A 22,759-nucleotide genomic window follows, 5' to 3' on the forward strand; every position below is an offset into this window, starting at 1 on the left:
AGAGTTTTAATAGTATAAAAAAATGGAGACAACCTGGATGTGGCGTCTCCTTAAGTAGCCCCGAGCAGAATCGAACTGCTATCAAATGTTTAGGAAACATCTATTCTATCCGTTGAACTACGGGGCCGAGAAACAAAACTACTATTTTATAGAACTTGTGCAAACAATAATTTTCAAAGTCTATACCCTAGCGCATCCACTGGCAATTTTTTAAAAATACAGCGTTTTTAGGAGTGACAAATCTTGCGCTCTGATTACCAACAAGTCTCATTTGATGATATAAATCACGCTTATAAATGACCCTTGCTCCATATAGACAAAACCAATAGTAGATAAAAAATATCAATAAAAAGAAGGCTTAAAATTGTGTACCTTTGTAGCACAAAAGAAAAGAATAATATTATGAGTTTTACAGGTAAAAATTTCCCGAACATTACAGTTGATGCGATTGATTATTTAGGTGACAACTTCACTTTAAACTTATTTGAAAAAGCACAGAAAGAGAACAAGAAAGTTTTGTTATTCTGGTATCCAAAAGACTTTACATTCGTGTGTCCTACGGAGTTACACGCTTTCCAAGAGCAAGCTGCAGAATTCGCAAAAAGAAATACCATTTTAGTAGGCGCTTCATGTGACTCTGCTGAGGTTCACTTTGCTTGGTTAAACACTGCAAAAGATAACGGTGGTATCGAAGGAGTTGAATATCCATTGATCGCTGACACTAACCGCAACTTATCAAGCGTGTTAGGTATTTTAGAGATGAAAGAAGTTGAGCACCCAGAGTACGGTACATTAGTAGAAGGTTCTGCAGTATCATACCGCGCGACTTACTTAATCGACGAGACTGGTAAAGTATTCCACGAATCAGTAAACGATATGCCATTAGGTCGTAACGTTAAAGAATATATCCGTTTGATCGATGCTTACACTCACGTACAAAAACACGGTGAGGTTTGTCCAGCAAACTGGGAAGAAGGTAAAGAGGCTATGAGCGCAACACGCGACGGAGTAGCGTCTTACTTATCAAATAACTAATAAACGCTTATTCAAGAGGAGGCGTTCAGTCTCCTCTTTTGTTTTCCAAACTTAAATAGAAGCAAAATGTTACAAGAATTAACAGAAGATAATTTACAAGCTATCATCGACAGCAATGAAACGGTGATGGTTCAATATGCAGCCTCATGGTGCGGAAACTGCCGTATCATGAAGCCTAAGTTTAAAAAACTATCTGGTGAGAATGAGCAAGTTACTTTCATCATTGCCGATGCGGAGAAATTCCCAGAGTCAAGAAAGCTTGCTAACGTCAATAACCTACCTACTTTCGCTGCTTTCAAAAACGGCAAATTGGTGAACCAAGTACAAACAAATAAAATCGAAGGATTAACAGATTTATTAAATGAAGTTACCAGTAATTAAACACCTTACAGAATTTATTGCCGAGAACGATGTGGACTTCGTCTTAGAAACCATTGAGACCTTGGAAGCACTAACAGAAGTTCCTTCCTTAAAGGATGAAGAACTTGATGTTATCGGCGAATTGATTTCCAATATGTACGGTGCGGTTGAAGTTAACAAGTTGGTACAAGAGGGAATGCCACAAAAAGAGGCCTTGAATAGCTTCATGAAGCGTGTATTAGGGTCTATCGACAAATAAACTCCGTAGGCGTAACGCCTGCACTATTATATTTATTATTCTTTTCCACAGAAACCTTGTGTATAACTTGGTTTTTGTGGAAAAGTTTTTTTAAAGGGGTCTGCCCGATTACATCTATTTTATAGTACTTTTATAATCGTTAAAGGTTAGACCCGAAGCAAATTTATCCTGCCAAATCGAACCGATAGGTTTATAATCAGGGTTTGAAGTCAAAGATTTTTAATTGTTGGTAAAAGGAATCAAATTATTTTTGATTCCTTTTATTTTGTACTGAAACTTCTTTATTTTTAAGATATGATGCAAAGAACCCTATTCCTAGTCATTCTATACCTATGTTCAATCACAATATCCTACAGTCAGCAAAGCTACTCATCCTCGCTGATCAAGTCTAAAATAGATAAACTTTCTACCTTGGGTACAGTGTTGTACTTTGCTGCACATCCGGACGACGAAAATACGCGATTGATAGCCTGGTTAGCCAATGAAAAGAACTACAGAACGGCATATTTATCTTTAACACGAGGAGATGGCGGACAGAACTTATTAGGTACAGAACAGGGCATTGAATTGGGTTTAATCAGGACCCAGGAGCTATTAGCAGCTCGTGCGATCGATAAAGGAGAACAATACTTCAGTTCCGCTTACGATTTTGGTTTCTCGAAAACACATGAAGAGACTTTCTCGTTTTGGCAGAAAGAAGAAACACTACGTGAGGCTGTTTATCTAATCCGTAAGCTACAACCTGATGTCATCATCAATCGCTTCCCTCCTGACGCTCGTGGCGGACATGGTCATCATCAAGCGTCTGCTATCCTCGCCAAGGAAGCATTCGAAGCTGCCGCAGATCCGAAGAGATTTCCAGAACAGTTAAAAGACCTAAAACCATGGAAGGCGAAACGTTTGCTATGGAATACTGCCAATTTTGGTGGAATGAATAATACACGCGAAGATCAGCTAAAAGTCGATATTGGCGCTTATAATCCCTTATTGGGTTACTCTTACGGAGAAATAGCCGCCTTGAGTCGCTCACAGCATAAGAGTCAGGGATTTGGTTCTGCTGCTGGTCGTGGCAAGTCTATTGAGTACTTTGAGGCTGTTGCTGGCGAAGAGGCTAAAGAGAGTCTATTCGACGGCATTGATGCCACTTGGAAGCGCCTTGGTGAGCCTACTTCAGCCATCGAACAGACTATCAACGATATTCAAAACACCTTTCAAGCAGAAGCCCCTGAGGCGTCCATTGATAAACTGATCAACCTGCATAATTCTATTTCAAAGCTTAAGCCTTCTGTTTACAAAACGCAAAAGCTACAAGATGTTGAAGAGTTGATTATTGCTTGCTCAGGTTTATGGATTGAAGCTACTGCCAGTAAATTCAACTATGTGGTCAATGAAGAGATCCCGGTTTCCAACGAGCTTATCCTTCGCAATCCAGGAATCAAAGTGCGGGTGAAATCTATTAATGGCAAATCGATCGATCAAGAACTTCCATGGAATGAAGTAAAGAAATTTGAGGATAGCAAAAACTTCTCATCATGGACACAGCCTTATTGGTTGGAAAAACCGCATAGTCTTGGGAAGTTTGCCGTAGATACCAAAGATTATGGCAATCCTGAGAATAGCAACTTGCCGAGTTCTACTTTCACCCTGGATATAAACGGTTTTACATTTCCTGTGGAAAGACAGATTAAATACAAATATGTTGATCCTGTCGAGGGCGAGGTTTATGAACCGCTAAGCATTAGCCCGGTTATTACAGCTTCCATCAACCATCCCAATATCTTGCTCCAACAAGGTGAAAAGAAGGTTTTGATCATCACTCTAAAAAACAACTCGACAAAAAAGCAACAAATTGACCTTACTTTCAAGCAGTCAGATGGGCGCGAGATGAGTCCGAGTAGTTATGCGATCACATTCGAGCCGAATCAAGAGATTATAAAGACGGTGGAGATAAGTAATCCGAAGAACAGTGCTTCGTCTAGCATTGACCTTCTTGCGAACGGCATGCCGCTCTATGGCTATAAACGTCTTCTATACCCGCATGTGCCCCCGATTACTTGGTTCCCGCCTGTACAATTGCAGGTAAAGGCTTTAGAATTGAATAATCCAATTAAGCGCGTCGCCTATATTGCAGGAGCGGGTGACCTTATTCCAAGTTCCCTGTCGAATATCGGGATAGAGGTCGATCAATTGTCGGAATCACAAATTAGTGCCTCGAATCTGCGGGCATATGATGCCGTTGTGTTAGGGGTTAGAGCTTATAATGTAAGTCGATCGATAGCGCGCTGGTTTCCGGAGCTGATGAGCTATGTGGAGCAAGGCGGTACAGCGATCGTGCAGTATAATGTCAACTCACGGACTGGCATCGATCAGTTCGGACCCTATCCGTTTAACATTAGTAGAGCGCGTGTAACGGAGGAAGATGCGAAGGTAACATTTGTTGAGCCGAAGGATCCTGTGCTCAACTTTCCGAATAAGATAACACAAAAGGACTTCGACGGCTGGGTACAAGAGCGTGGATTATATTTTGCAGAGAACATTGATAAACAATATCGCACACCATTATCCTTCGCCGATCAGAATGAAAAGCAACATAAAGGTTCTTTATTGGTCACAAAATATGGAAAAGGCAAATTTGTCTATACTTCTTTGGCGTTTTTCCGACAATTACCGGCGGGTGTGCCCGGAGCTTATAGATTATTTGTAAATTTGCTAGCTAACGAAGAAAAATAATAATAACATATAATGGAAAATCAAATCGAAAACTCTAACGGAATCAACGTAAAAGGAATTATTTTATTGGTTGGTGTTGTATTAGCTGCTTTAACTGCTTGGGTTGCAACAGGTACTTTTTTAGGCGTAATTACCGGTACAGTCGCTGGCTTAATCTTCGCAATTTTCTTTATTTCGGTTTTATTACCGTTCAAAAAGCATGACAGATAAGGGACTTCCTCCTTTCGTACGAAATTGGAGACAATTCTATTGGATAATTGTACTCTGGCTTTTCGTATGTATAGTCCTCATGTATTTTTTCACTAGATACTTTGGATGAGTAGTATCGACTGGATAGTACTCATCCTCACCTTGCTTTCTATAGTGCTTTATGGACTCTATAAAAGCAAGAACGTCAAAAACATTGACGGCTACATCCTTGGTGACCGCTCTTTACCCTGGTACACCGTAGGACTCTCGGTCATGGCGACCCAAGCCAGCGCAATCACCTTTCTTTCTGCCCCAGGATTAGCTTACTCTTCCGGAATGAGTTTCGTCCAATTCTATTTCGGACTTCCTTTGGCGATGATTGTACTCTGTGTCACTTTTGTCCCCATCTTCCATAAGCTTAAGGTCTATACCGCCTATGAATTTCTCGAGAAGCGGTTCGACGTCAAAACTAGGGTGTTAACGGCTATCCTCTTTTTGATACAAAGAGGTATATCGACCGGAATTACCATCTTCGCCCCTGCCATTATCCTATCCACCATACTGAACATCGATTTGACCGTGACAACCTTGTCAATCGGGGCCCTCCTGTTGATCTATACAGTTTACGGCGGAACGAAAGCTGTTTCTTATACGCAATTGCTGCAGATGTCCATCATTTTCGGCGGATTGCTTTTAGCAGGCGTATTGGTGGTGCAACTCCTCCCAGAACATATAGGTTTTACGGAGGCTCTCCATATCGCAGGGAAATCGGGAAAAACCAACGCGATAGACTTTACCCTCGATTTAGATAATCAGTACACCGTCTGGACAGGTCTTATCGGCGGCTTCTTTCTTCAGCTCTCTTATTTCGGAACGGATCAAAGTCAGGTTGGCCGATATCTTACAGGTTCATCGGTTAAAGAGAGCCGACTAGGCTTGCTTATGAATGGCCTTTTAAAGGTGCCTATGCAATTTTGTATCCTGTTGATAGGTATACTGGTCTTTGCATACTATCAGTATCACACACCGCCTCTATTCTTTAATGAGCAGGAAACCATAAAACTGGAGCAAAGTGCCTACAAAGCCGATTATCAACAGATCATGCAAACGCATGAAAAGATAAGCTCAGAGAAAACCCTAGTCGTTAATGAACTCACAGATGCACTCGCAAATAAAGAAGATTCGAAAATCGATGGCATCCGTGATCGGCTTGCCGCCTATAATGATCAAGAAAAGGAACTCCGCGCAGATTTGGTGGACCTGATGAAGAAAAATGATAGCGCTGCTGACACCAATGATAATAACTATATCTTCTTAAAGTTCGTTACGGATGTGTTTCCAAAGGGCTTGATTGGCTTATTGATTGCGATCATCTTCCTGGCATCCATGGGTGCTACGGCTAGTGCAATCAACTCCCTCTCCTCTACCTCTGTCATCGATATTTATAAGCGCTTTGTGAAGAAAGATGCCAATGAAAAACATTATCTGAATGCTTCTCGAATTGCGACCGCCTTCTGGGGTGTTTTTACGATTGCTATCGCCCTCTATTCGAGTAAGCTTGGCAATCTTCTGGAAGCAGTGAATATCCTCGGCTCCCTATTCTATGGAACTATCCTCGGTATTTTCTTGGTGGCTTTCTATATCAAAAGAATCGGCGGAAAAGCAGTGTTTCTGGCAGCTATTCTTTCGGAGATTATCGTCGTTGGTATCTGGAGATTGGATGTTGTTGCCTTCCTATGGCTTAACTTGATTGGATGCGTCTTTGTGATTGTATTAGGCTTTGTTCTTCAGGAATTGATAGGAAAGAAAAAGGAACTGGCTTAAGAAAAGATGAGGCCGCTTTTCAGCGACCTCAATCAACAACTATAATAGTTTATCAAGTTTCTCTATTAATTCATTTCCATGCAGGTTTTTTGCAATAATCTTCCCGTCGGGTCCGATTAGAAAGTTTTGCGGAATTGCCTGTATACCATACAGAGCCGCAACTTCATTCTTCCATCCTGTGAGATCACTTATATGGTGCCACGGCAATCCATCTTTTTCAATTGCCCCTAGCCAAACATCCCTTTTCCCCGGCTTGTCGAGTGATAAACCTAGGATGGTGAAGTTCCTGTCCTTGAAAGCCGTATAGGCTTTAACTAGATTAGGATTGTCTGCACGACAAGGAGCACACCAAGAAGCCCAAAAATCAAGCAACACATACTTGCCTTTGAAATCCGACAATTTTACCTCTTTTCCGCTAAGATCTGGTTGGGTAAAGTCTGGAGCAAGCTGTCCAATGGCCAGCTTCTTTGCCGTTTCAATCGCTTTCCCTAGCTGTTGTCCGTCTTCCTTCAACTTTAGTTTACTATCGAGTAGAGCGTAAAGCGGCTCCACTTTTTCTACGTCAATGCTATAACCTGCGATATCTTTGAGTGCCAATAAGCTAAAGTAAGAAGCCTTATTTGCAGCGATGTAGCTTTCCTTTGCCTTGTTTGCTTCTTTTTCCAAACTGTCCATCCTAGCATTTATAGCCGCTAGCTGCTGTTTATCAGGCGATTTACTCTGATAGAGTTTCGAGCGCTCTGTTTGGATTTCCTCCGCTTTAAGCTCGAATGCCTTCATGTAGTCTGCATAGTCAGCATATTCACGTTGGACGGCAGAGCCTATAATCTTCGCATCAGCAATTTTGTCGCTAAATGAAACAGTCGATAAGCCTTGATCGACATACAGATTCACCTTATCCCATATTCTCAATCCTCGCTGACCAAAGAACGGAGTTCCCTGGGGCGAATAATAAAGAGTGACTATAGTCGGCCCCTTTACCTCGCCCTTGTATTCCTTTGATTGATCGAGGATGACAGAATCCAGATGCAATTCATTCTCCACGAGATAGCGAACAAACACTTTTTCATTCGGCGCCGATTTCTCCTTTTCAAACTTTAGTTGGAAGGTATTATTTTGTGCCTGTGCGCCATGAGAAGCCATTAGACCCAATAGCGCTATTATAGATATTTTAACCGAATTCATGTTTTAAATGGATTTTGCGCGTTCGACCAACTTATCTGCGATCTTAATAATCTTCGATGTTTCAAACTCCGCTAGTGCTCTTGCAGCCTCTGCCGCTTTAATCGCTTCTTGCTTTTTATTCAATAGAATGCAAATTTCAGCAAGTGTCCCTTGATTGGAATAAGAATCTTCCTCAAGCTCCACAGCTTGCTTAGCAAGTACGTAACATTGCAAAACTCTCGCACCGGTAGGTGTGCTGCCTGTCGCGTATTTTCCAGAATTTCTGCGTGCAATAAAGCTCAATCGCTCAGCTTGATCCTTTAGAAGTCCCTTTCTCAATTTGTCGGTAAGTTGAATGAAATCATCGTCAGTCCCATGGCTAGCCACCCATTCAACTTCATACATGGCTCCTTCAATCTGTGCTTCTTGATCAGGGTTAGAAGTAAAATACTGTAGTCCTTTTTGGAACTCCTCTTTATTCTTATCGCGGATGTAACCATACATCGCGAAACGCAGTAGTTGTTGTTCTTTTGCTAAGAATTCTGCTGCAGGAACATGTTCCTTGAAGTATGCTTTATTCTTTAGAAAGTAACTTCCATAAGGGTCTGTGCCTGTCTGTCCCAGCTGCATGATTGCCTTCCATCCAATCTCTGATTTCATGAAATCCTCGTTCTTTGCGAGCTCATCCACAGCTGCTCTCGCTGATTGTGACTCTTTCGGATCTACATTTTTCATGACCTCAATATGTCGTAATAAGAAGGCCGGATCACGCTCTCCCGCAGCGTAGCGAGCCTGCAATGTCGGAATGTGAAAATCCTTGTTATTGGCTTGTTGTCCTTCTTTTAGGAATTCATCCATTTCCATTCTCGACTGCGTACGATAAACTAGTACGCCCTCCGAATCCAGAAACAGATACGTTGGGAAGCTGCGGATATTATATTTTTTTGCTATTTCTATCCCTTCTCCAACTTCACAATCGAATTTAGTGTTGATGAAGTTCGTATTATAATAATCTGCTATCGCAGCTTGGTTGAATACATTTCCCTCCATCCATTTGCATGGTGCACACCATGACGTGTATCCATCCAAAAAGATTAATTTGTTCTCCTTTTTTGCCTTCGCTTTAGCTTCGGCTAAAGATAGCTTTTGAAACTGTATCGAGGATTGGGCATTAGCGTTGATATGAAATAAGATCAAAACCAACGTCACTGTTATCTGTACTAAACTCTTATTAACGTTCATATTGTGGCATATTAGGATTTAAGGATAATGCTTTAGGTGCAACCGGAAGGATCATTCTCGGATCATTAGAGGGCATAGACATTTCTTTGCCGCTTAAAACATGAATAATGTTTTTGTTTAAATCTCCAGATGTCGCCAGTCGCTTCAGATCAATAAGTCTCGTGCTCGCCGTATAAGGCATTTCTCTACGACGCTCATCAAGTACTAACTTCAATGTTTCATCTTTGGAAAGATTAGCAATAGGACTATTATTTTTGATACGCATGTCTCTAAGTTTGTTGATCCAGCTTAATGCTTGAGCAGTAGATCCAACACGAGCTTCGCATTCTGCAATCGTCAAATAAAGTTCAGGCGTGCTGAAACCGGTGTTCATTTCCACATATGGAGCCCATAATGTTCTTCCGGGAAACCTGGTAACATTCGCTCCAAAAGAAGCACTGTCTTGACAGAAGAATAGTTCGTAACGCATGTCTTTTGCACCATTCGGAAGATTTTTAGAATAAACATTCTTTAAATCTGCGCTAGCATACACCTCTGCATTCAGCGCCCCATAACTGCTGGTTCCTAATCTTCCCCAAACCGTTTCATTGCTTTCTCTAACATCTGGGAAAGGCACATCTTCGTCTGTGATCAAGCAGACACGCCCCCATGTTGTTTTGTCCTTGGTGGTGTATAGTTTATAATCTTCTAAATACTCATTCAGTTTAAGAGCTTCCCTAGCATTTGTAAGAGCCTCTCCATAATTCCCTTTATAAAGGTTCATGCGGCTTAAGAAAGCAAAGCCTACGGTCTTTAATGGCTGGAAGCGATGAGCAGAACTACTCGCAAGATGCGGCAAAGCTTCTTGAAGATCTGTTTCCACCAGCTCATAAATCTGCGCCACGGATACTCGTTCATACGACTTATTGATATCCTCCGACAGCACAAGAGGAACACCCAAATCACTAGATGCAGTCTTTGAATCATAGTGTTTTGCATAGATATTAACCAAAGTCAAATATTCGAATGCACGTCCTATTTTTGCTTCCGCCCAAACACGTTTCTTTTCCTCTTCCTTTCCATCTTTTGCCGAAAGCACATTGTTGATAACGACATTGTAAGTGAAGATATGGCTATACGCCGATTCCCAATAAGGGTCGTATTGCCCATCTTCGAAAATAGCACCATGTTCGAAAGTATACAGTCGTTTTTTTACTGTGGGATAGCTATCAAAGCTTGCGGAGCGATTAACATCTGTGGGATCGCCTGATTGCACATTATCAGAAAGATAATCTGGGTAAGCAGGTGATGCACGAATGAGTCCCTGATCGTTCAATAGCTGCTTATAATCGTTTAATAATTCAGGGATAGTGAAACCCTTCGGCTTTACGTCGAGGAAAGAATCACATCCTAGCAATATCAATGAGGCCAATCCGGCCATAAATAATATCTTTTTCATTGTCTTAAATACCAATTGAGAGTCCAAAATTATAAGTTACCGGTGCGAGAACTCCTCTAGCGGGAGCTAGGCCATAGCCATTCCATACTTCTGGATCTAGATTATGGGAATTGGCTGCCCAGCGCCAAGCGTTCAAAATTTGTCCGGTAATACGCACATGACGAATAGGCGTTCTGCCAAGAATCTGTTGTGGAAGTGTATATGAGAGCGATATATCACGCAATTTGATATAATCCGCGCGCTCAACAAATTTTGTCGCTGCATTATAGATATCTGTCACATTCCCCGACGCTCCGGAAATAAAAGCCGGTGCCAAATCGGGATTAGCCTCGTCTCCTGGCTTTTTCCAGTAGTTTAACCAAAGGCGATCGAAGTTGCTGTTGTAGTTGAGCTCAGCATACTTGCTCAATGCTTCCGGATGTACTGTTCTCATGACATGTCCGCCATTAAATACGAACATAAAGTTCAGGTCGAAACTTTTATATCTAAATCCATTTCTCCATGCTACACTATACGGAGGTACGCTCGTGCCCTCATAAATCAGGTCTGCTACTTCCAACTGCTGCGTAGATTTTACTAAAGTTCCATCTGCTTTTCTCGCTAAAGGCTCCCCTTTTTCGTCAAGTCCAGCATAGTCTATGCTATATAAACTTCCTACAGGCTTCCCAACTCTGTTTTGCGGAGCATTATAATAATAAACAGGCGTGTTCTGTTGAACGTATAAATGCGTAATCTCGTTTTTATTATAGCTGAAGTTTAGCGTGGTGTTCCATTTGAAATTCGTTCTATCAATTGCTTTTCCATTAAGCCCAAGCTCGATACCGCGATTCTTCATGTTTCCATAGTTCAAATTCACAATATCCCAGCCTAGTGTTGGATCCACGGCAGTTGGTCCAAGAAGATCTGCTGTTTTCTTGTTATAGATATCGATACTACCGTTGATACGATTCGCTAAAACAGCAAAATCAACCCCGAAGTTTAATACATCGGTTCTCTCCCACCGGAGAGATGGGTTGGGAGGCGTTGTGATATTCGCCTGTAGCTCTCCTGTATAATAATTTAGGTTTGAACTTACTCTCGATATCAAATATGGACCATTTTCCTTCGGAACATTCCCGTTGACACCGTAGGTTAAGCGAACCGCTAATCGATTCAACCATTCTTGATCAAAGGTCGGCAACTTATACAAGGCGCCCAGCGACCATAAAGGCTTATATTGATTCTTTATATCTGTTCCGAAAAGGTTTGACTGATCTACTCGAATACTACCGCTCAAGGTTAATTTACGGCCATAGGTATATGAACCATTTGCATAAAAGGAAACAAACCTGTCAAGCACGTCCGTAAATCCTCTTTCTCTCTTCGATAAGGTATAGCTATTAAAAATAGCTTCTGTGTTTCTGATGTTAATCCCAAACAGCTCCTCATTTATACCCTTGTAGACCAAACTGCTTTCGTCGTATCCATATTTGTAGATATCGGTGAATCTGGAATTTATCTGTCTTCTTTCAGCACCTGCAATGAAACTAATTTCATCGTTGTTTTGAAGAACACGATCAAAGTTAAGCTGCGCTCTTAACGTATAGGAGTTGTTATCATCTCTGCGCTCCGCAAATTGCCCGCCCTGCGGAACATTACGTTTAATCACACCATCCTTATCTATTTGTGTAGCATCATTAATCTGTGCTACTACGCTCTGTGCATCCTTACTATAAGTTGTTCCGTTATAGCCTTCGGTACGCTCTGTTTGATAAGATAAATCAAGCGTTAAGCCTTGCATCAGCTTAAAATTAGCACCAAAATTTAAGTTGATGTATTTATTATAAAAATCAACTTTTGTCTTGTCGACCTCGTTGATTGGTATGTAGGTTTCATCCTCTAATCCCAGTCCATTCAATCTGTCTATCTCAAACTGCGATTTACTGCTGTACCATTGTGCTGGCGTTCCATCCTCATTTCTCAACAAAAAGTACGAGGCCTTTCCACCCATATAATTGTCGTAAAAATTAAAGCCTATTCCGCCTTTTTGTTTCTGATTTTTCCCAAGGACGTTAAGATTTAAATTCATCCAGTCCGTTAATTTAACGGAATTACGGATATTGAATCCAATACTTTCAACAACAGGTCTGCCTTTGTTGTAGTCGCCCGGTCTGTTGTAGTTTACTGAATAATAATATTTATAACGCTCTGTTCCGCCAGACAAAGAAAGATTATGCTGTTGGTCAACTTTAACCTGATTCAGGAATTCACCCATTTGATCGTTACGGTTTCTATTTCTGAAAACATCAAGTTGTCTCTCTAATTCAACCGCATCAATCTTGCCGCCTTTAAACTCATAAAGAGTTCTATATACATCGTTCATCGCTCTTTTTGGGTCGATCGAAGCGTAGTCTCCAGAGCGATAATTGAACATTTCTTTCTGAAAATCGACCAATTCAGCACTACTCATTTGATTTAAGTACGCTCTACTTGGCAGGCCTCTAAAAGCAAGTGTATTAGTATAATTGATTTGCGCAGGACCTTCTTTCCCCATCTTTGTTGTAATAACAATAACGCCATTCGAAGATCTGACACCATAAATAGATGCTGCGGATGCATCCTTTAATACTGTCATGGTTTCAACATCGTTGGGATTAATAGCAGTCAGATCGCCCTCATATGGCATCCCATCCACCACAATGAGCGGAGCAGCTTGCGCATTTAGGGTAGATCGACCTCTAACCTCAATTCCAATGGTATTCCTGTTGTTCTGCGGATTCGATGAAGAACGATTTAAATTTAAGTTCATCCCCGGCAATAGCCCTTCCGTTCTATCTATGAAGTTCGTTTGCAAGCGTCCTTCCATATCCTGAGCACTCACCTGAGCGAAAGAACCGGCAGCACGTTCTTTGCTGATTTTCTGATAACCGGTATTTACAATAAGTTCAACTCCTTCAATTGTATTGTTCGTTTGTTGCAAGACAATTGTGCCGATCTCGGTTGAAGCAGCGATTTCTATAGGTTCATATCCTACGCAAGAACAAACGAGCACTTGCCCAGATATCGCTTGTTGATTTATTTTAAAATAGCCGTTCTCATCCGTAATTGTTCCAATGTTAGTTCCTTTTATACGAATACTAGCTCCAGAAACAGGCTGACCATTAACATCAACAAGTCGCCCTCTAATATCTTGAAGGGATAAATTGTTGGTGTTATTCAATGCTGTGTTAGCATTTGGGCTGATTGGATTGGGTCTTTCCTTAATTACGATGGTTTTCTTTTGAATCTCGTAAGTAAGGTTAAACTTATTCAAAATCTTAGGTAGAGCCTCCGTTAAAGGTTTCCGATCGATATTAACGCTTACCAGCGCATTCGGCTGAACATCCTGAGCTGACCATAGATAATGATAGCCTGTTTGCCTATTAATATCTTTAAACACCTGTCGTATCGACACATTATTCCCCTTAAGTGACACAACTTGGGCTACCCCAGTCGCCCATAACTGTGAAAACAATAAAGTAATTAAAATAGAAGTAGCTGAAATTCGCATAATGCATCTCCTCAATAGTCCCTCGTCAGCTTTAGCTCGATGGGTTAATCCACGCTTTTTCCGCACAAAATATGCTCTCCAGTGGAGCTTATCTTGTTCATAATTTTCATACATTTGATTAGGTTTTAATAATTATTACTCGATTTTATTTAGACCAACCAGCAGGGACGCCGCAATCGTCTCTGCTTTTTTGATTTTTGCTATTTATTTTTCGTTATCAAAATCTTATTTCCTTTATACTTAAACTTTACTTTTCCTGTTATTTCTAACAGCGTGAGTATTTCTCGAATTTCCAGATTCTTTGACACCATCGCTTCAAATCGTTGGGAAGCCAATGCTTTGCTCTCCCACTCAAACTCAACATTATACCATCGCTCCAGTTGTTTCGTAATTTCTAATAGGCTTTCACTAGAGAATACAAATTCCCCTTGTTTCCACCCTAGAACGGAGCTTAAATTTGCCTTTTGCTTCAGGGTATTACCACGCGAGGTTAATGCCTGCTCTCCCGGAGTTAATCGCAAAGATTGTTTCTCAGTCTTCACATCTACACTGCCCTCAACAAGCGTTGTAGCAGTGGTTCTATCATTCGCAAAGGATTTAACATTGAACTGTGTTCCCAACACCTCTATACGTTGATTTCTCGTAGAAACGAAAAACGGTTTCTTACGCATGGGCCCGCCTTCTTCACCAATCTTAATCGTCGAAACATGGAAATAGGCTTCTCCTTCTAAATCAACATACCGAGCATCCTCTGTTTCCCGATATTTTAATTCCGTTTCTGAGTTCAACCAGACCTCTGTGCCGTCTGGCATGCGCATTCGATATTGTCCTCCTTTTGGAGTATTTAACGCAAAGGAAGTAATGCGTGACCCTCGCAGATCGCTATTCGCCTTATGGCCATCTTCATATTGAATTGCTGTATCAACAATCACTTTCGACTCAGATTCTGAAAGGATGATTTGCTCTCCATTTGCTAGCGTTAGTGTTGCCTTGTTTCCGCCGGGCTTAATTAAGTGAACCTGTTCTTGGACTGGTTCATGCTCTTTTCCGTAGAATAGATATAATGCAAACGAGACAATCAATACTGCTGCTACAGCTGATGCCCAGGTAAATAGTCGCTTAATAGCAAGGGGCTTCGATGAACTCCCCGCATTTGCAGAAAATTTCTCCAATTGCTTTTTCCAGGCATCATCCGATGAATAAAGACTAAGCTCGGTAAGATCTTGTGGCACTCTTTTCACTATGTCCATATAAGCCAATAGCTTCTCATTTTCGGGATTTTCCAATAACCAGACATCTAGTTCCAATTGTTGACGATTGGAGAGCTGACCCAAAGAGCGGGCCGCGAGAATAGCGACTATATGTTTTGGCAGAGTGTTCATAACCGATTCTAATATAGAAACAGAAATTCAAGATATCATCTACAAAAAGAAACTCAATTAATTTGTAATTAACTGATATATAGACGAATAAATTTTAGAATATTAAAGCGAATATTGTAAAATGAAAAGAAATAGTAAGAATTGATCAAAGGATAGTCTTTCTTTGAGAAGTGCAATCCCTCGCGCTTTCTGAGAATAGACAGTACCTCTGGAGATTCCTAATTGATCCGCTACTTCCTGCGGCTCAAGCCCGTCAAAAACAAGCATTTGCATCACTTTCTTACACTGCTCAGGCAGCGATTCAATGTTTTCTTGGATCACTTTCAGTGTTTCCAGATAAACAACTTGCGCTTCCACAGAGAATTCTGTCCATTCCTGCTGTGCCAGAAAAGTCTCCTCTTTTTTCTGAAGTCGCTTTGTTTTATCTAAGAAATTAAGGGCAGCATTCTTGGAAGAAATATACAGAAAAGCACGAACGCTATCTAAGGAGTCGAAATTACCGCACTTATCCCAAAGTTTTAAGAAGATGTCATGGGCTATTTCTTCCGCTTGAAAACGCTCAATTCCCATTTTTGTTAAGAACAAACAGAGCGCAGGATAATTCATCTTAAATATGATCTCAAACGCAGAGACTTCTCCTCGTTTAAACTGCGCTAACAAATCAAGCTCATTCTCGTATTTTGATGATGATTTCACATTTCAATATTACCCAAATTTTAAGAAAGAATAAACAGGGAGTAATAATGCGAATAGGTAAATGAGAAAGAAAGGAGCAAATTCTAATAATACTTCTTATACAAATCGTATATAATTGCCTTATCCCTATCCGTCAGAACCGGACTCAGATCCGTCCTCACATACTTCTTCTTAAAAGCTCGGATTACTGCACTTTGATTCTTCATATCATAGCCCATCAACTTAAGCGCATCGATAGGGTTGAATGTCGCTGGGGCAGGCATTAAGTAAGATTCATTGAACCAAATTCCAAATCCACGTGCCGCTAGTTTATCCCATGGGAATAACACATTCGGGTCATCCTTTCTGCCTGGCGCGAAATCGCTGTGTCCAATGAAGTTTAATTGCGGAATAGTGTATCTAGTCTTTAGCGTATCCAATAGGGTCAGCAGGGCGTTAATTTGCGGCTCTGGGAAAGCGTCGAAACCATTGTTGTCGAGCTCGATTCCAATCGACACGGAGTTCATATCCGTAATCTGTCCCCATTTCCCTCTTCCGGCATGCCAGCCACGCATATAATCGTTCAGCATCTGCACAACCCGCCCATCGCGACCGATTACATAATGGCTGCTCACTTTGGTATGCGGCAGCTGAAAGGTACGGATAGTCTGTGCTGTGCTATTTTGGGAAGTATGATGAATCATGACGTAGGAAGGCTTCCTCCAATCATAATGCATCGCTTGCGCGAAATCGTATTCCTTATGAATACCAGTCGTAAAAAGCTGTTTTGCTTGCTCCTCCGGACTTAATGGAGCATTCGGATCGATTTGATTCTGCTGATTCGCCTGTTGGGTAATCTGCTCATTCAGCGATACAGTATCTTTCGGGATAACTGTATTTTCTATAGCCTCAGAAGGCTTTATAACGGCAGTTTGTGGGTTTTGTAAGACGGTTGTTTTCTTGGCTGGTGAACAAGCAACCAAGAAAACTAACCCAACTCCTACTACCAAAAACTGTTTTATATTCAACATCCAATCTATTTTGGTAAGTTAAGAAGCAAACCTACTGCCAAAGCTTGATTCCACTGTACCGCTCCATCCATCGCCGAATCGTAAAGCATTGTACCACTTAAGGATACATTTATTAATGAGGTTACTTTTGCTGAAAAGGTTGCGTCCAAGCGGTGTGCTGGATCGTTCATATCCTCATAATCAGCAAATAAGTTATAACGCGCTTTCAGATTTAGATTCTTTGTCAGATTACGATCTAAATTCGCTGTAAGCTGGAAGGCCAGCTCATTTTTAAAGTTCTTACCCTCTTCCACACCATATTTCTCGCCGGTTCCTTTGCTATGATCCTTAGGATTTGGGTAAACCCCATAGCGTTGGAAATAAGCCTCCGCAGATCTTGGCTTAATTCTTTCATCCAAAATAATGGTCTGGCGTGCTGTACCCGTACCAAAACGTAACGAGAATGTATTATCTGGCTTATACTCCAAACCCAGGGATTCTGTAAAATATCCTGGCGACATGAACGCAGAAACAACACCGGTGATCGAGTCCTGACCATCAGCACCCTTCGCATAGGTATAGCGACTGTCAAACTGCGACTCGAAAGTGAACGAGGTATAGATCGCCCAGCTTTTCGACAATTTGTAGGAAAGCTTATTATCCCAGAACACACGGTCATTGTTAGGCTTTGCCAGTTGACCTTCGTTTCTGATCTTACCATACTTCAGGTCAATCTCGGTAGTAAAGTTGAAATTATTCTTTGTATAGTCTGATTTGTGCCATATTAAGCCCATGATAGCCCAAGAGTTGATACCCCCCAGCTTCCAGTTTTCGCTAAAAGCGGCTTGGTTAAAGTTGATTCCAATCTTGCTCCAATGTTTCCAGTAGTTCACTTCTAAATCCAACTTCGGAATAGGAACATTAATATTCTTAACATTCAACGCTTGTCCTGCTTTGTTTTCATTGATTGTCGTGTCGGGTCTGACGCGCAAATCCTTCAAATCCTGCGCATATGCTACGGTAAACCCAAGCATCAAAAGAAAAAATGGTAAAAGGTAGAATTTTATCTTCATATTATTTTTTTTGATTAACATCCAGCTTTATATCAGGCAACTCACGCAAAGGTCGCAAATTTGGGTGTAGTTTAAACACTTCGTACTTACTTTTTATATATTGAACCAGTTGATAGTGGTTCGCCTTCGAGATAAACTCGTATGAAGGCCGAAACAAGCGCATATAAACCTGCAATTGCTCACCCTCAAGATCTGTCAACGAGCGCACTAAATCAGGTGAAAAATAAAAATCAACGATATTCTCTTCGTGTATCCTTTCGATATGCTGGGTGAAGCGCCTTGCATTCTTTGCTTCCCGGCTTACCAAACTATACAGCGCATCAATACTAACCCCGGCGCCAGTCGGTCCGACCGTAAAATAGTCCTTCGGCTGTGCCAGATCAAAAGCCTTTTTATAGTCTCTTTTTATCTCTTTCAATACATCATCCGGCGAGCGACGACCATATACCTGTACGGGGTCAATTCGCTTCACAGCAGGCGTTAAGTTAATAATCAATGCTTGTTGATTCGTAAACGTCAATGTATCGCCAACATAACCTAATTTACGGATTGATATCCGATCGCCGGATTGCGCCTTGATATTGAACTCTCCGCGCGAATCGTTAAATAGCAGTACGTTAGTGCTTAAGTTTTTAATTTGTACCTCTCCCAAGCGTTGCTTAGACTCTCTATCATAAACAATACCAGACACCGAAGTTTGGGCGTATAGGTCGCTAGATAAAGAAACTAAAATTAAAAAAAGTAATGCTATTAGGTTTTTCATCTAATACCAAAACTACGTCTTAGAAGAATAGGTTGCTAATATTTAACATCTTTTAATGAGCCGTGTAACTATTTTGATACGACTAGAAGCTGCCCAACATAGACGCTATCTCCCGATAAGCCATTCATTTCTTTCAATGCGGCAACCGTGGTCTGATATCTGCTGGCAATATTTGTTAGTGTGTCGGAGGCTTTCACCTCATAGATCTGCATGGCCACCGGCTTTTTGATTTCCTCGGCCTGCACTTGTGGCTCTTCTACTTTCTTTTCTTCGATAATTTCTTCTACCCGTTCTGCTCTGGCAATTACTTCGATAGGTCTTTCTGCCACATCATACCGCTGTAGATTATAGCGCTCGATTAAATCGATGAGCAGCTCCGGATATCGAGGGTTAGTAGCATAGCCTGCCGCCTTCAGCCCGCGTGCCCAGCCTTTATAATCGTCTTTTTTCAACGTAAAGAGAGACTCATATCGCTTTCTTAGCAAGAATTGAGAATGGTCTTTAAATGATTGTTCAGGATTGTTATATACGCGGAAGCAATCATTGACTGCATCGTCAGGTCGGGTTACGGAGCGGCCTGTCCAGGAGCCGCCGCACTTGATACCGAAGTGATTGTTTGCATTGACCGCTAGGTAGGAGTTTCCATTGCCCGATTCCAATAGCGCCTGCGCTAGCTTAATACTTGCAGGAATACCATACTTATTCATTTCTTCGATGGCAATGCCCTTATATCGATCGATATAGGCTAAACCGGTCATGGATACAGCACCCTTGTTTCCAGCATTTCCAGAACCATTGGGGCGATGGGTTGTCCCCTTGTTAGAACCCGGTTTCTGTAATACCGTAGAGCGTTTCGTTCCACATGAAACAAAAAATATGGCCAATATTAAACTGGCCAACATCAATCTCTTTGTCATTCGTTAAGTACGATTAATTCAGATTTATCTTTTCGTCGTATTTTTCTAAGTTGTATCTATCGATCGTAGAAATCACCTTACGCGACCAATCTCCGGTTTCCGAATAGCCAGATCTTGCAATCCCTTTCACCCAAGATTTATAGTCGTCTGATTCATGCTTATCGAACAAAGGTTTGGTAGCCTTTCTTCTTTGCAATAGCCCAACGAAATCTCTGTAAGAGTCTAACACTGAACCATAGCCTTTATAAGCAGAACGAATCTTCGTACTATTGTTTTTTCCCTTAATCCCGAAATGGTTATTTAGGTACTTAGCGATACGGCTATTGCCGTAAGCACTTTCATGGATGGCTACAGCTAGTATTACTGATGCTGGAACCCCTGTTTCTCGCATTAAGCGTTGCGCATCTGTGCTGTGCTTCGCTATATACGATTTTGTTGTGTAGTCTTGCGCATGCAAGCTTAAAGTTGTAATTACGGTAAGTATACATACCATAAAAATCTTTCTACAATGTTTTAGCATAAACCTGTTTTTAGTTTAACACTACTTTTTGCGTAGCACAAAAAGCCCGTCACGTATGGGAAGAATCAATTTTTCTACCCGATTATCACTCGCCAGTGTTTTGTTTAATTCAATAACTTGTTTTGTCTGACTGTCCGGCTTATCATCAAAAACCTTGCCTTTCCATAAGACATTGTCTATTAATATCAAGCCTCCAGTCTTCACGCGATCAATAAGCTCCTGAAAGTAATATAGATTGCGTTTCTTATCAGCATCTATAAATATCAAGTCAAACTGACCATCGATTGTTGGGATAACCTCCGCAGCGTCTCCGATATGATAAACGATTTGCGATGCATAATCCGACTGTTCAAAATAACCCTGAACGCGCTCTAGCTGCTCTTCGTTGATATCTATGGTATGTAAAACGCCTCCTTCTGCCAATCCCTCCGCTAAGCAAATCGTAGCATAGCCGGTGAATGTTCCTATTTCAAGCGCCAATGTAGGTTGTACCAATTTGCTAAGCATGGACAGCACCCTTCCTTGGTAATGTCCCGACAACATATGCGGCATGGTCTCCTTAAGATATGTCTCTCGATTGACCCTTTTTAACAACGCATTTTCCTCATCGGTAGTATCTTCCAAATAGGAATTTAGACGCTCAAATTCTTCAAACATACTGCGCAAAGGTAAAAATTTAGTTTTTATAAAACAATGATTTTTTATTTAAACACTTAATAATCAAAGTGTTACACGGTAACGGGAAAACAAAAAAACCGCTTTTAAAGCGGTTTTAACAAGTATTTTATTCGTAGACTTTTAGTCCAAAGATGCCGTAATTAAGCGTAAAAACTCCGATCTCGTTACATCATTTTGAAACGCGCCGGTAAAAGCGGATGTGGTAGTCACCGAGTTTTGTTTCTGTACGCCACGCATCGCCATACACATGTGCTTACATTCGATAACGACAGCAACACCAGCTGGCTTCAAGGTATCCTGAATACAGTCGCGAATCTCATTGGTTAAGCGCTCTTGTACCTGCAATCTGCGAGCGAACACATCCACGATACGTGGAATCTTGCTCAACCCTACAATATGACCATTTGGAATATACGCGATATGCGCTTTCCCGAAGAATGGAAGCATATGATGCTCACACATCGAATACACTTCGATGTCCTTCACGACGACCATCTGACTGTATTCCTCTGCAAACATCGCACTACGCAATACTTCCGAAGCGTCGATGTCATAACCGTGTGTCAAAAATTGCAATGCCTTCGCCACGCGCTCCGGTGTTTTCACCAAGCCTTCGCGGTTCGGGTCTTCACCTAAGGCGTCTAATATATCTTTATAGTGGTTTGCAATGCGCTCCACATGTTTTTCGTTGTATTGATCTATTTTGATATAGCCGTCTTGTTCTGCTTCGTCAAAATCGTGCATATTCTTTCCTTTAAACTAATGATGAATTAATCGCCGAAGTATTCGACCGAGTTATTTTCCGTTTCGTGCAAACGAATGGCATGAAGCGTTACATTTTCCTTTGCAAAGTGAGGTTTCAGGATATGGAAGATTTCCATTGCAATCACTTCCGTCGAAGCCATCTTGTCTTTCATAAAGTCAACATCGAGGTTAATGTTCTTATGATCCAGTTTATCGATAATCTGCGTGTTAATGATTTCTTTCATCAACTTAAGGTCGATCAAGAACCCGGTTTCTGGGTTTATCTCGCCCTTAACGGTAACAAACAGATCATAGTTATGGCCATGCCAATTAGGGTTTGCACAGATCCCGAAAACTCGTTCATTTTCTTCCGGAGTCCAGTCTTCTCTATGCAATTTATGGGCAGCGTTAAATCGTTCGCGTCGTGTTATATAAATCATAGTACAAAGATAGCGTTATTTAATGTAATTTAGCGTGCATCCATTTAGACATATGAAAATTCTTATCGTCGCAGCAACCGAATTCGAAATAGCAGAATCCATCCCCTTTTTACAAGAGTATCAGGTTGATTATCTGATTACTGGCGTCGGTATGACCGCAACAGCATTCGCGCTAGGACAACGTTTAGCTAGTGAATCCTATGATCTGCTCGTCAACGTCGGCATTGCAGGCACATTCGACCCTTCGCGATCGCTGGGCGACCTTGTTCGGGTTACGAAAGACCAGATATATCAATTCGGAGCTGAGGACAAGGGCAACTTTGTTTCGATCGAGACACTAGGGTTTGGACACTCCAGCTTTCACGCTGTATTGCCCGAAATGCAGCTCCCTCCAGTATATACGCAATTGGATGCTGTTGAAGGCATCTCTGTCAACAAAGTGCACGGCAGTGAACAGTCCATCAGCGAGCTTAACCATACGTTAAGCACCCAAACCATTGAAAGCATGGAAGGCGCCGCTTTTTTCTACTGCGCAACGCAAGCCAATGTGCCGGCCATTCAGGTTCGATCCATCTCCAATCATGTAGAACCCCGAAACACAAAAAACTGGAACATTCCTGATGCACTAAGCAAATTGAACCGCTGGTTGCGGGAATTTATCCTCCAACATAGGTCATAATATTGTGATTATTTGCGATGAACGATACGTGTCCCTCGAAAATAGTACATGTGTTCGTGCTAATTATTGAGAAAATATAGTATTTTTGCATATCTTAAAAAGACACTA

The 22,759-nt window shown here is 41.4% G+C and carries 21 protein-coding genes and 1 tRNA gene; 7 read left to right on the forward strand and 15 right to left on the reverse strand.

From position 1 onward, the window contains the following. Positions 1–55: 55 nt before the first annotated feature. Positions 56–127, reverse strand: a tRNA-Arg gene (locus DSM08_RS18710). Positions 128–402: 275 nt separating this feature from the next. Between DSM08_RS18710 and DSM08_RS18715 the strand changes: the two genes are divergently transcribed. From DSM08_RS18715 to DSM08_RS18740, 6 genes are all read left to right on the forward strand, one after another. Then, positions 403–1,035 carry a peroxiredoxin gene (locus DSM08_RS18715; protein ID WP_149527556.1) on the forward strand — a complete coding sequence of 211 codons (633 nt, stop codon included), beginning with the start codon at positions 403–405 and terminating at the stop codon, positions 1,033–1,035. A gap of 66 nt (positions 1,036–1,101) precedes the next feature. Further along, the gene (locus tag DSM08_RS18720; protein WP_149527557.1) at positions 1,102–1,416 is read left to right on the forward strand and encodes a thioredoxin family protein; all 315 of its coding nucleotides are present in this window, start codon (positions 1,102–1,104) and stop codon (positions 1,414–1,416) included. After that, the gene (locus DSM08_RS18725) at positions 1,397–1,654 is read left to right on the forward strand and encodes a DUF6952 family protein (protein ID WP_149527558.1); all 258 of its coding nucleotides are present in this window, start codon (positions 1,397–1,399) and stop codon (positions 1,652–1,654) included. The genes DSM08_RS18720 and DSM08_RS18725 overlap by 20 nt, the downstream gene beginning before the upstream one ends. A gap of 294 nt (positions 1,655–1,948) precedes the next feature. Beyond that, complete coding sequence (locus DSM08_RS18730; RefSeq protein WP_149527559.1) at positions 1,949–4,384, forward strand: PIG-L family deacetylase; 2,436 nt, start codon at positions 1,949–1,951, stop codon at positions 4,382–4,384. A 12-nt stretch (positions 4,385–4,396) separates the two neighbouring features. Continuing rightward, positions 4,397–4,594: a hypothetical protein gene (locus DSM08_RS18735; protein WP_149527560.1), complete on the forward strand. Its 198-nt coding sequence runs from the start codon at positions 4,397–4,399 to the stop codon at positions 4,592–4,594. Positions 4,595–4,699: 105 nt separating this feature from the next. Further along, complete coding sequence (locus tag DSM08_RS18740) at positions 4,700–6,397, forward strand: sodium:solute symporter (protein WP_149527561.1); 1,698 nt, start codon at positions 4,700–4,702, stop codon at positions 6,395–6,397. A gap of 39 nt (positions 6,398–6,436) precedes the next feature. On the opposite strand, the gene DSM08_RS18745 is transcribed toward DSM08_RS18740, so the two are convergent. The 14 genes from DSM08_RS18745 to DSM08_RS18810 form a co-directional block, all read right to left on the reverse strand. After that, a complete protein-coding gene (locus DSM08_RS18745) occupies positions 6,437–7,582 on the reverse strand; it encodes a TlpA disulfide reductase family protein (protein WP_149527562.1) in 1,146 nt (381 codons plus the stop codon). A gap of 3 nt (positions 7,583–7,585) precedes the next feature. Further along, the gene (locus tag DSM08_RS18750; protein ID WP_149527563.1) at positions 7,586–8,803 is read right to left on the reverse strand and encodes a thioredoxin family protein; all 1,218 of its coding nucleotides are present in this window, start codon (positions 8,801–8,803) and stop codon (positions 7,586–7,588) included. Next, a complete protein-coding gene (locus DSM08_RS18755) occupies positions 8,793–10,241 on the reverse strand; it encodes a RagB/SusD family nutrient uptake outer membrane protein (RefSeq protein ID WP_149527564.1) in 1,449 nt (482 codons plus the stop codon). Before DSM08_RS18755 ends, DSM08_RS18750 begins: the two co-directional genes overlap by 11 nt. 4 nt (positions 10,242–10,245) lie before the next feature. After that, positions 10,246–13,884, reverse strand: a complete 3,639-nt coding sequence (locus tag DSM08_RS18760) for a SusC/RagA family TonB-linked outer membrane protein (protein WP_149527565.1) — start codon at positions 13,882–13,884, stop codon at positions 10,246–10,248. 86 nt (positions 13,885–13,970) lie between these two features. Next, positions 13,971–15,152 carry a FecR family protein gene (locus DSM08_RS18765; RefSeq protein WP_149527566.1) on the reverse strand — a complete coding sequence of 394 codons (1,182 nt, stop codon included), beginning with the start codon at positions 15,150–15,152 and terminating at the stop codon, positions 13,971–13,973. Positions 15,153–15,254: 102 nt separating this feature from the next. Continuing rightward, complete coding sequence (locus DSM08_RS18770) at positions 15,255–15,848, reverse strand: RNA polymerase sigma factor (RefSeq protein WP_149527567.1); 594 nt, start codon at positions 15,846–15,848, stop codon at positions 15,255–15,257. An 83-nt stretch (positions 15,849–15,931) separates the two neighbouring features. After that, positions 15,932–16,858, reverse strand: coding sequence for an N-acetylmuramoyl-L-alanine amidase (locus tag DSM08_RS18775; RefSeq protein WP_149527568.1), 927 nt, complete (start codon positions 16,856–16,858; stop codon positions 15,932–15,934). A gap of 5 nt (positions 16,859–16,863) precedes the next feature. Then, the gene (locus tag DSM08_RS18780) at positions 16,864–17,910 is read right to left on the reverse strand and encodes a DUF3078 domain-containing protein (RefSeq protein WP_246172365.1); all 1,047 of its coding nucleotides are present in this window, start codon (positions 17,908–17,910) and stop codon (positions 16,864–16,866) included. Between the two features lies 1 nt (position 17,911). Then, entirely contained in the window at positions 17,912–18,673 is a 762-nt protein-coding gene (locus tag DSM08_RS18785; RefSeq protein WP_149527570.1) for a hypothetical protein, read from the reverse strand. Between the two features lie 68 nt (positions 18,674–18,741). Beyond that, positions 18,742–19,590 carry a glucosaminidase domain-containing protein gene (locus DSM08_RS18790; protein WP_149527571.1) on the reverse strand — a complete coding sequence of 283 codons (849 nt, stop codon included), beginning with the start codon at positions 19,588–19,590 and terminating at the stop codon, positions 18,742–18,744. A 13-nt stretch (positions 19,591–19,603) separates the two neighbouring features. After that, on the reverse strand, positions 19,604–20,083 hold the full coding sequence (locus DSM08_RS18795) for a glucosaminidase domain-containing protein (protein ID WP_246172366.1): 480 nt from the start codon (positions 20,081–20,083) through the stop codon (positions 19,604–19,606). A 48-nt stretch (positions 20,084–20,131) separates the two neighbouring features. Beyond that, a complete protein-coding gene (locus DSM08_RS18800; protein WP_149527573.1) occupies positions 20,132–20,767 on the reverse strand; it encodes an O-methyltransferase in 636 nt (211 codons plus the stop codon). 141 nt (positions 20,768–20,908) lie between these two features. Next, positions 20,909–21,532 (reverse strand): GTP cyclohydrolase I FolE, encoded by a 624-nt coding sequence (gene folE / locus DSM08_RS18805; RefSeq protein ID WP_149527574.1) that lies wholly within the window; start codon positions 21,530–21,532, stop codon positions 20,909–20,911. Positions 21,533–21,558: 26 nt separating this feature from the next. Continuing rightward, positions 21,559–21,972, reverse strand: coding sequence for a 6-pyruvoyl trahydropterin synthase family protein (locus DSM08_RS18810; RefSeq protein ID WP_149527575.1), 414 nt, complete (start codon positions 21,970–21,972; stop codon positions 21,559–21,561). Positions 21,973–22,024: 52 nt separating this feature from the next. Between DSM08_RS18810 and mqnB the strand changes: the two genes are divergently transcribed. After that, positions 22,025–22,651 (forward strand): futalosine hydrolase, encoded by a 627-nt coding sequence (gene mqnB, locus DSM08_RS18815; RefSeq protein ID WP_149527576.1) that lies wholly within the window; start codon positions 22,025–22,027, stop codon positions 22,649–22,651. Positions 22,652–22,759: the final 108 nt, after the last annotated feature.

The sequence above is a fragment of the Sphingobacterium hotanense genome, from assembly GCF_008274825.1.
GTDB classification, from domain to species: Bacteria; Bacteroidota; Bacteroidia; order Sphingobacteriales; family Sphingobacteriaceae; genus Sphingobacterium; species Sphingobacterium hotanense.

Excerpts from the sequence above, each read along its gene's own strand:
- DSM08_RS18755 (WP_149527564.1), bottom strand. The coding sequence starts at position 10,241 with ATGAAAAAGATATTATTTATGGCCGGATTGGCCTCATTGATATTGCTA.
- DSM08_RS18715 (WP_149527556.1), top strand. The coding sequence starts at position 403 with ATGAGTTTTACAGGTAAAAATTTCCCGAACATTACAGTTGATGCGATT.
- DSM08_RS18765 (WP_149527566.1), bottom strand. The coding sequence starts at position 15,152 with ATGAACACTCTGCCAAAACATATAGTCGCTATTCTCGCGGCCCGCTCT.
- DSM08_RS18720 (WP_149527557.1), top strand. The coding sequence starts at position 1,102 with ATGTTACAAGAATTAACAGAAGATAATTTACAAGCTATCATCGACAGC.
- DSM08_RS18725 (WP_149527558.1), top strand. The coding sequence starts at position 1,397 with ATGAAGTTACCAGTAATTAAACACCTTACAGAATTTATTGCCGAGAAC.
- DSM08_RS18810 (WP_149527575.1), bottom strand. The coding sequence starts at position 21,972 with ATGATTTATATAACACGACGCGAACGATTTAACGCTGCCCATAAATTG.
- DSM08_RS18780 (WP_246172365.1), bottom strand. The coding sequence starts at position 17,910 with ATGAAGATAAAATTCTACCTTTTACCATTTTTTCTTTTGATGCTTGGG.
- DSM08_RS18760 (WP_149527565.1), bottom strand. The coding sequence starts at position 13,884 with ATGTATGAAAATTATGAACAAGATAAGCTCCACTGGAGAGCATATTTT.
- DSM08_RS18740 (WP_149527561.1), top strand. The coding sequence starts at position 4,700 with ATGAGTAGTATCGACTGGATAGTACTCATCCTCACCTTGCTTTCTATA.
- DSM08_RS18730 (WP_149527559.1), top strand. The coding sequence starts at position 1,949 with ATGATGCAAAGAACCCTATTCCTAGTCATTCTATACCTATGTTCAATC.
- DSM08_RS18790 (WP_149527571.1), bottom strand. The coding sequence starts at position 19,590 with ATGACAAAGAGATTGATGTTGGCCAGTTTAATATTGGCCATATTTTTT.
- DSM08_RS18750 (WP_149527563.1), bottom strand. The coding sequence starts at position 8,803 with ATGAACGTTAATAAGAGTTTAGTACAGATAACAGTGACGTTGGTTTTG.
- folE (WP_149527574.1), bottom strand. The coding sequence starts at position 21,532 with ATGCACGATTTTGACGAAGCAGAACAAGACGGCTATATCAAAATAGAT.
- DSM08_RS18775 (WP_149527568.1), bottom strand. The coding sequence starts at position 16,858 with ATGTTGAATATAAAACAGTTTTTGGTAGTAGGAGTTGGGTTAGTTTTC.
- DSM08_RS18800 (WP_149527573.1), bottom strand. The coding sequence starts at position 20,767 with ATGTTTGAAGAATTTGAGCGTCTAAATTCCTATTTGGAAGATACTACC.
- mqnB (WP_149527576.1), top strand. The coding sequence starts at position 22,025 with ATGAAAATTCTTATCGTCGCAGCAACCGAATTCGAAATAGCAGAATCC.
- DSM08_RS18785 (WP_149527570.1), bottom strand. The coding sequence starts at position 18,673 with ATGAAAAACCTAATAGCATTACTTTTTTTAATTTTAGTTTCTTTATCT.
- DSM08_RS18795 (WP_246172366.1), bottom strand. The coding sequence starts at position 20,083 with ATGGTATGTATACTTACCGTAATTACAACTTTAAGCTTGCATGCGCAA.
- DSM08_RS18735 (WP_149527560.1), top strand. The coding sequence starts at position 4,397 with ATGGAAAATCAAATCGAAAACTCTAACGGAATCAACGTAAAAGGAATT.
- DSM08_RS18745 (WP_149527562.1), bottom strand. The coding sequence starts at position 7,582 with ATGAATTCGGTTAAAATATCTATAATAGCGCTATTGGGTCTAATGGCT.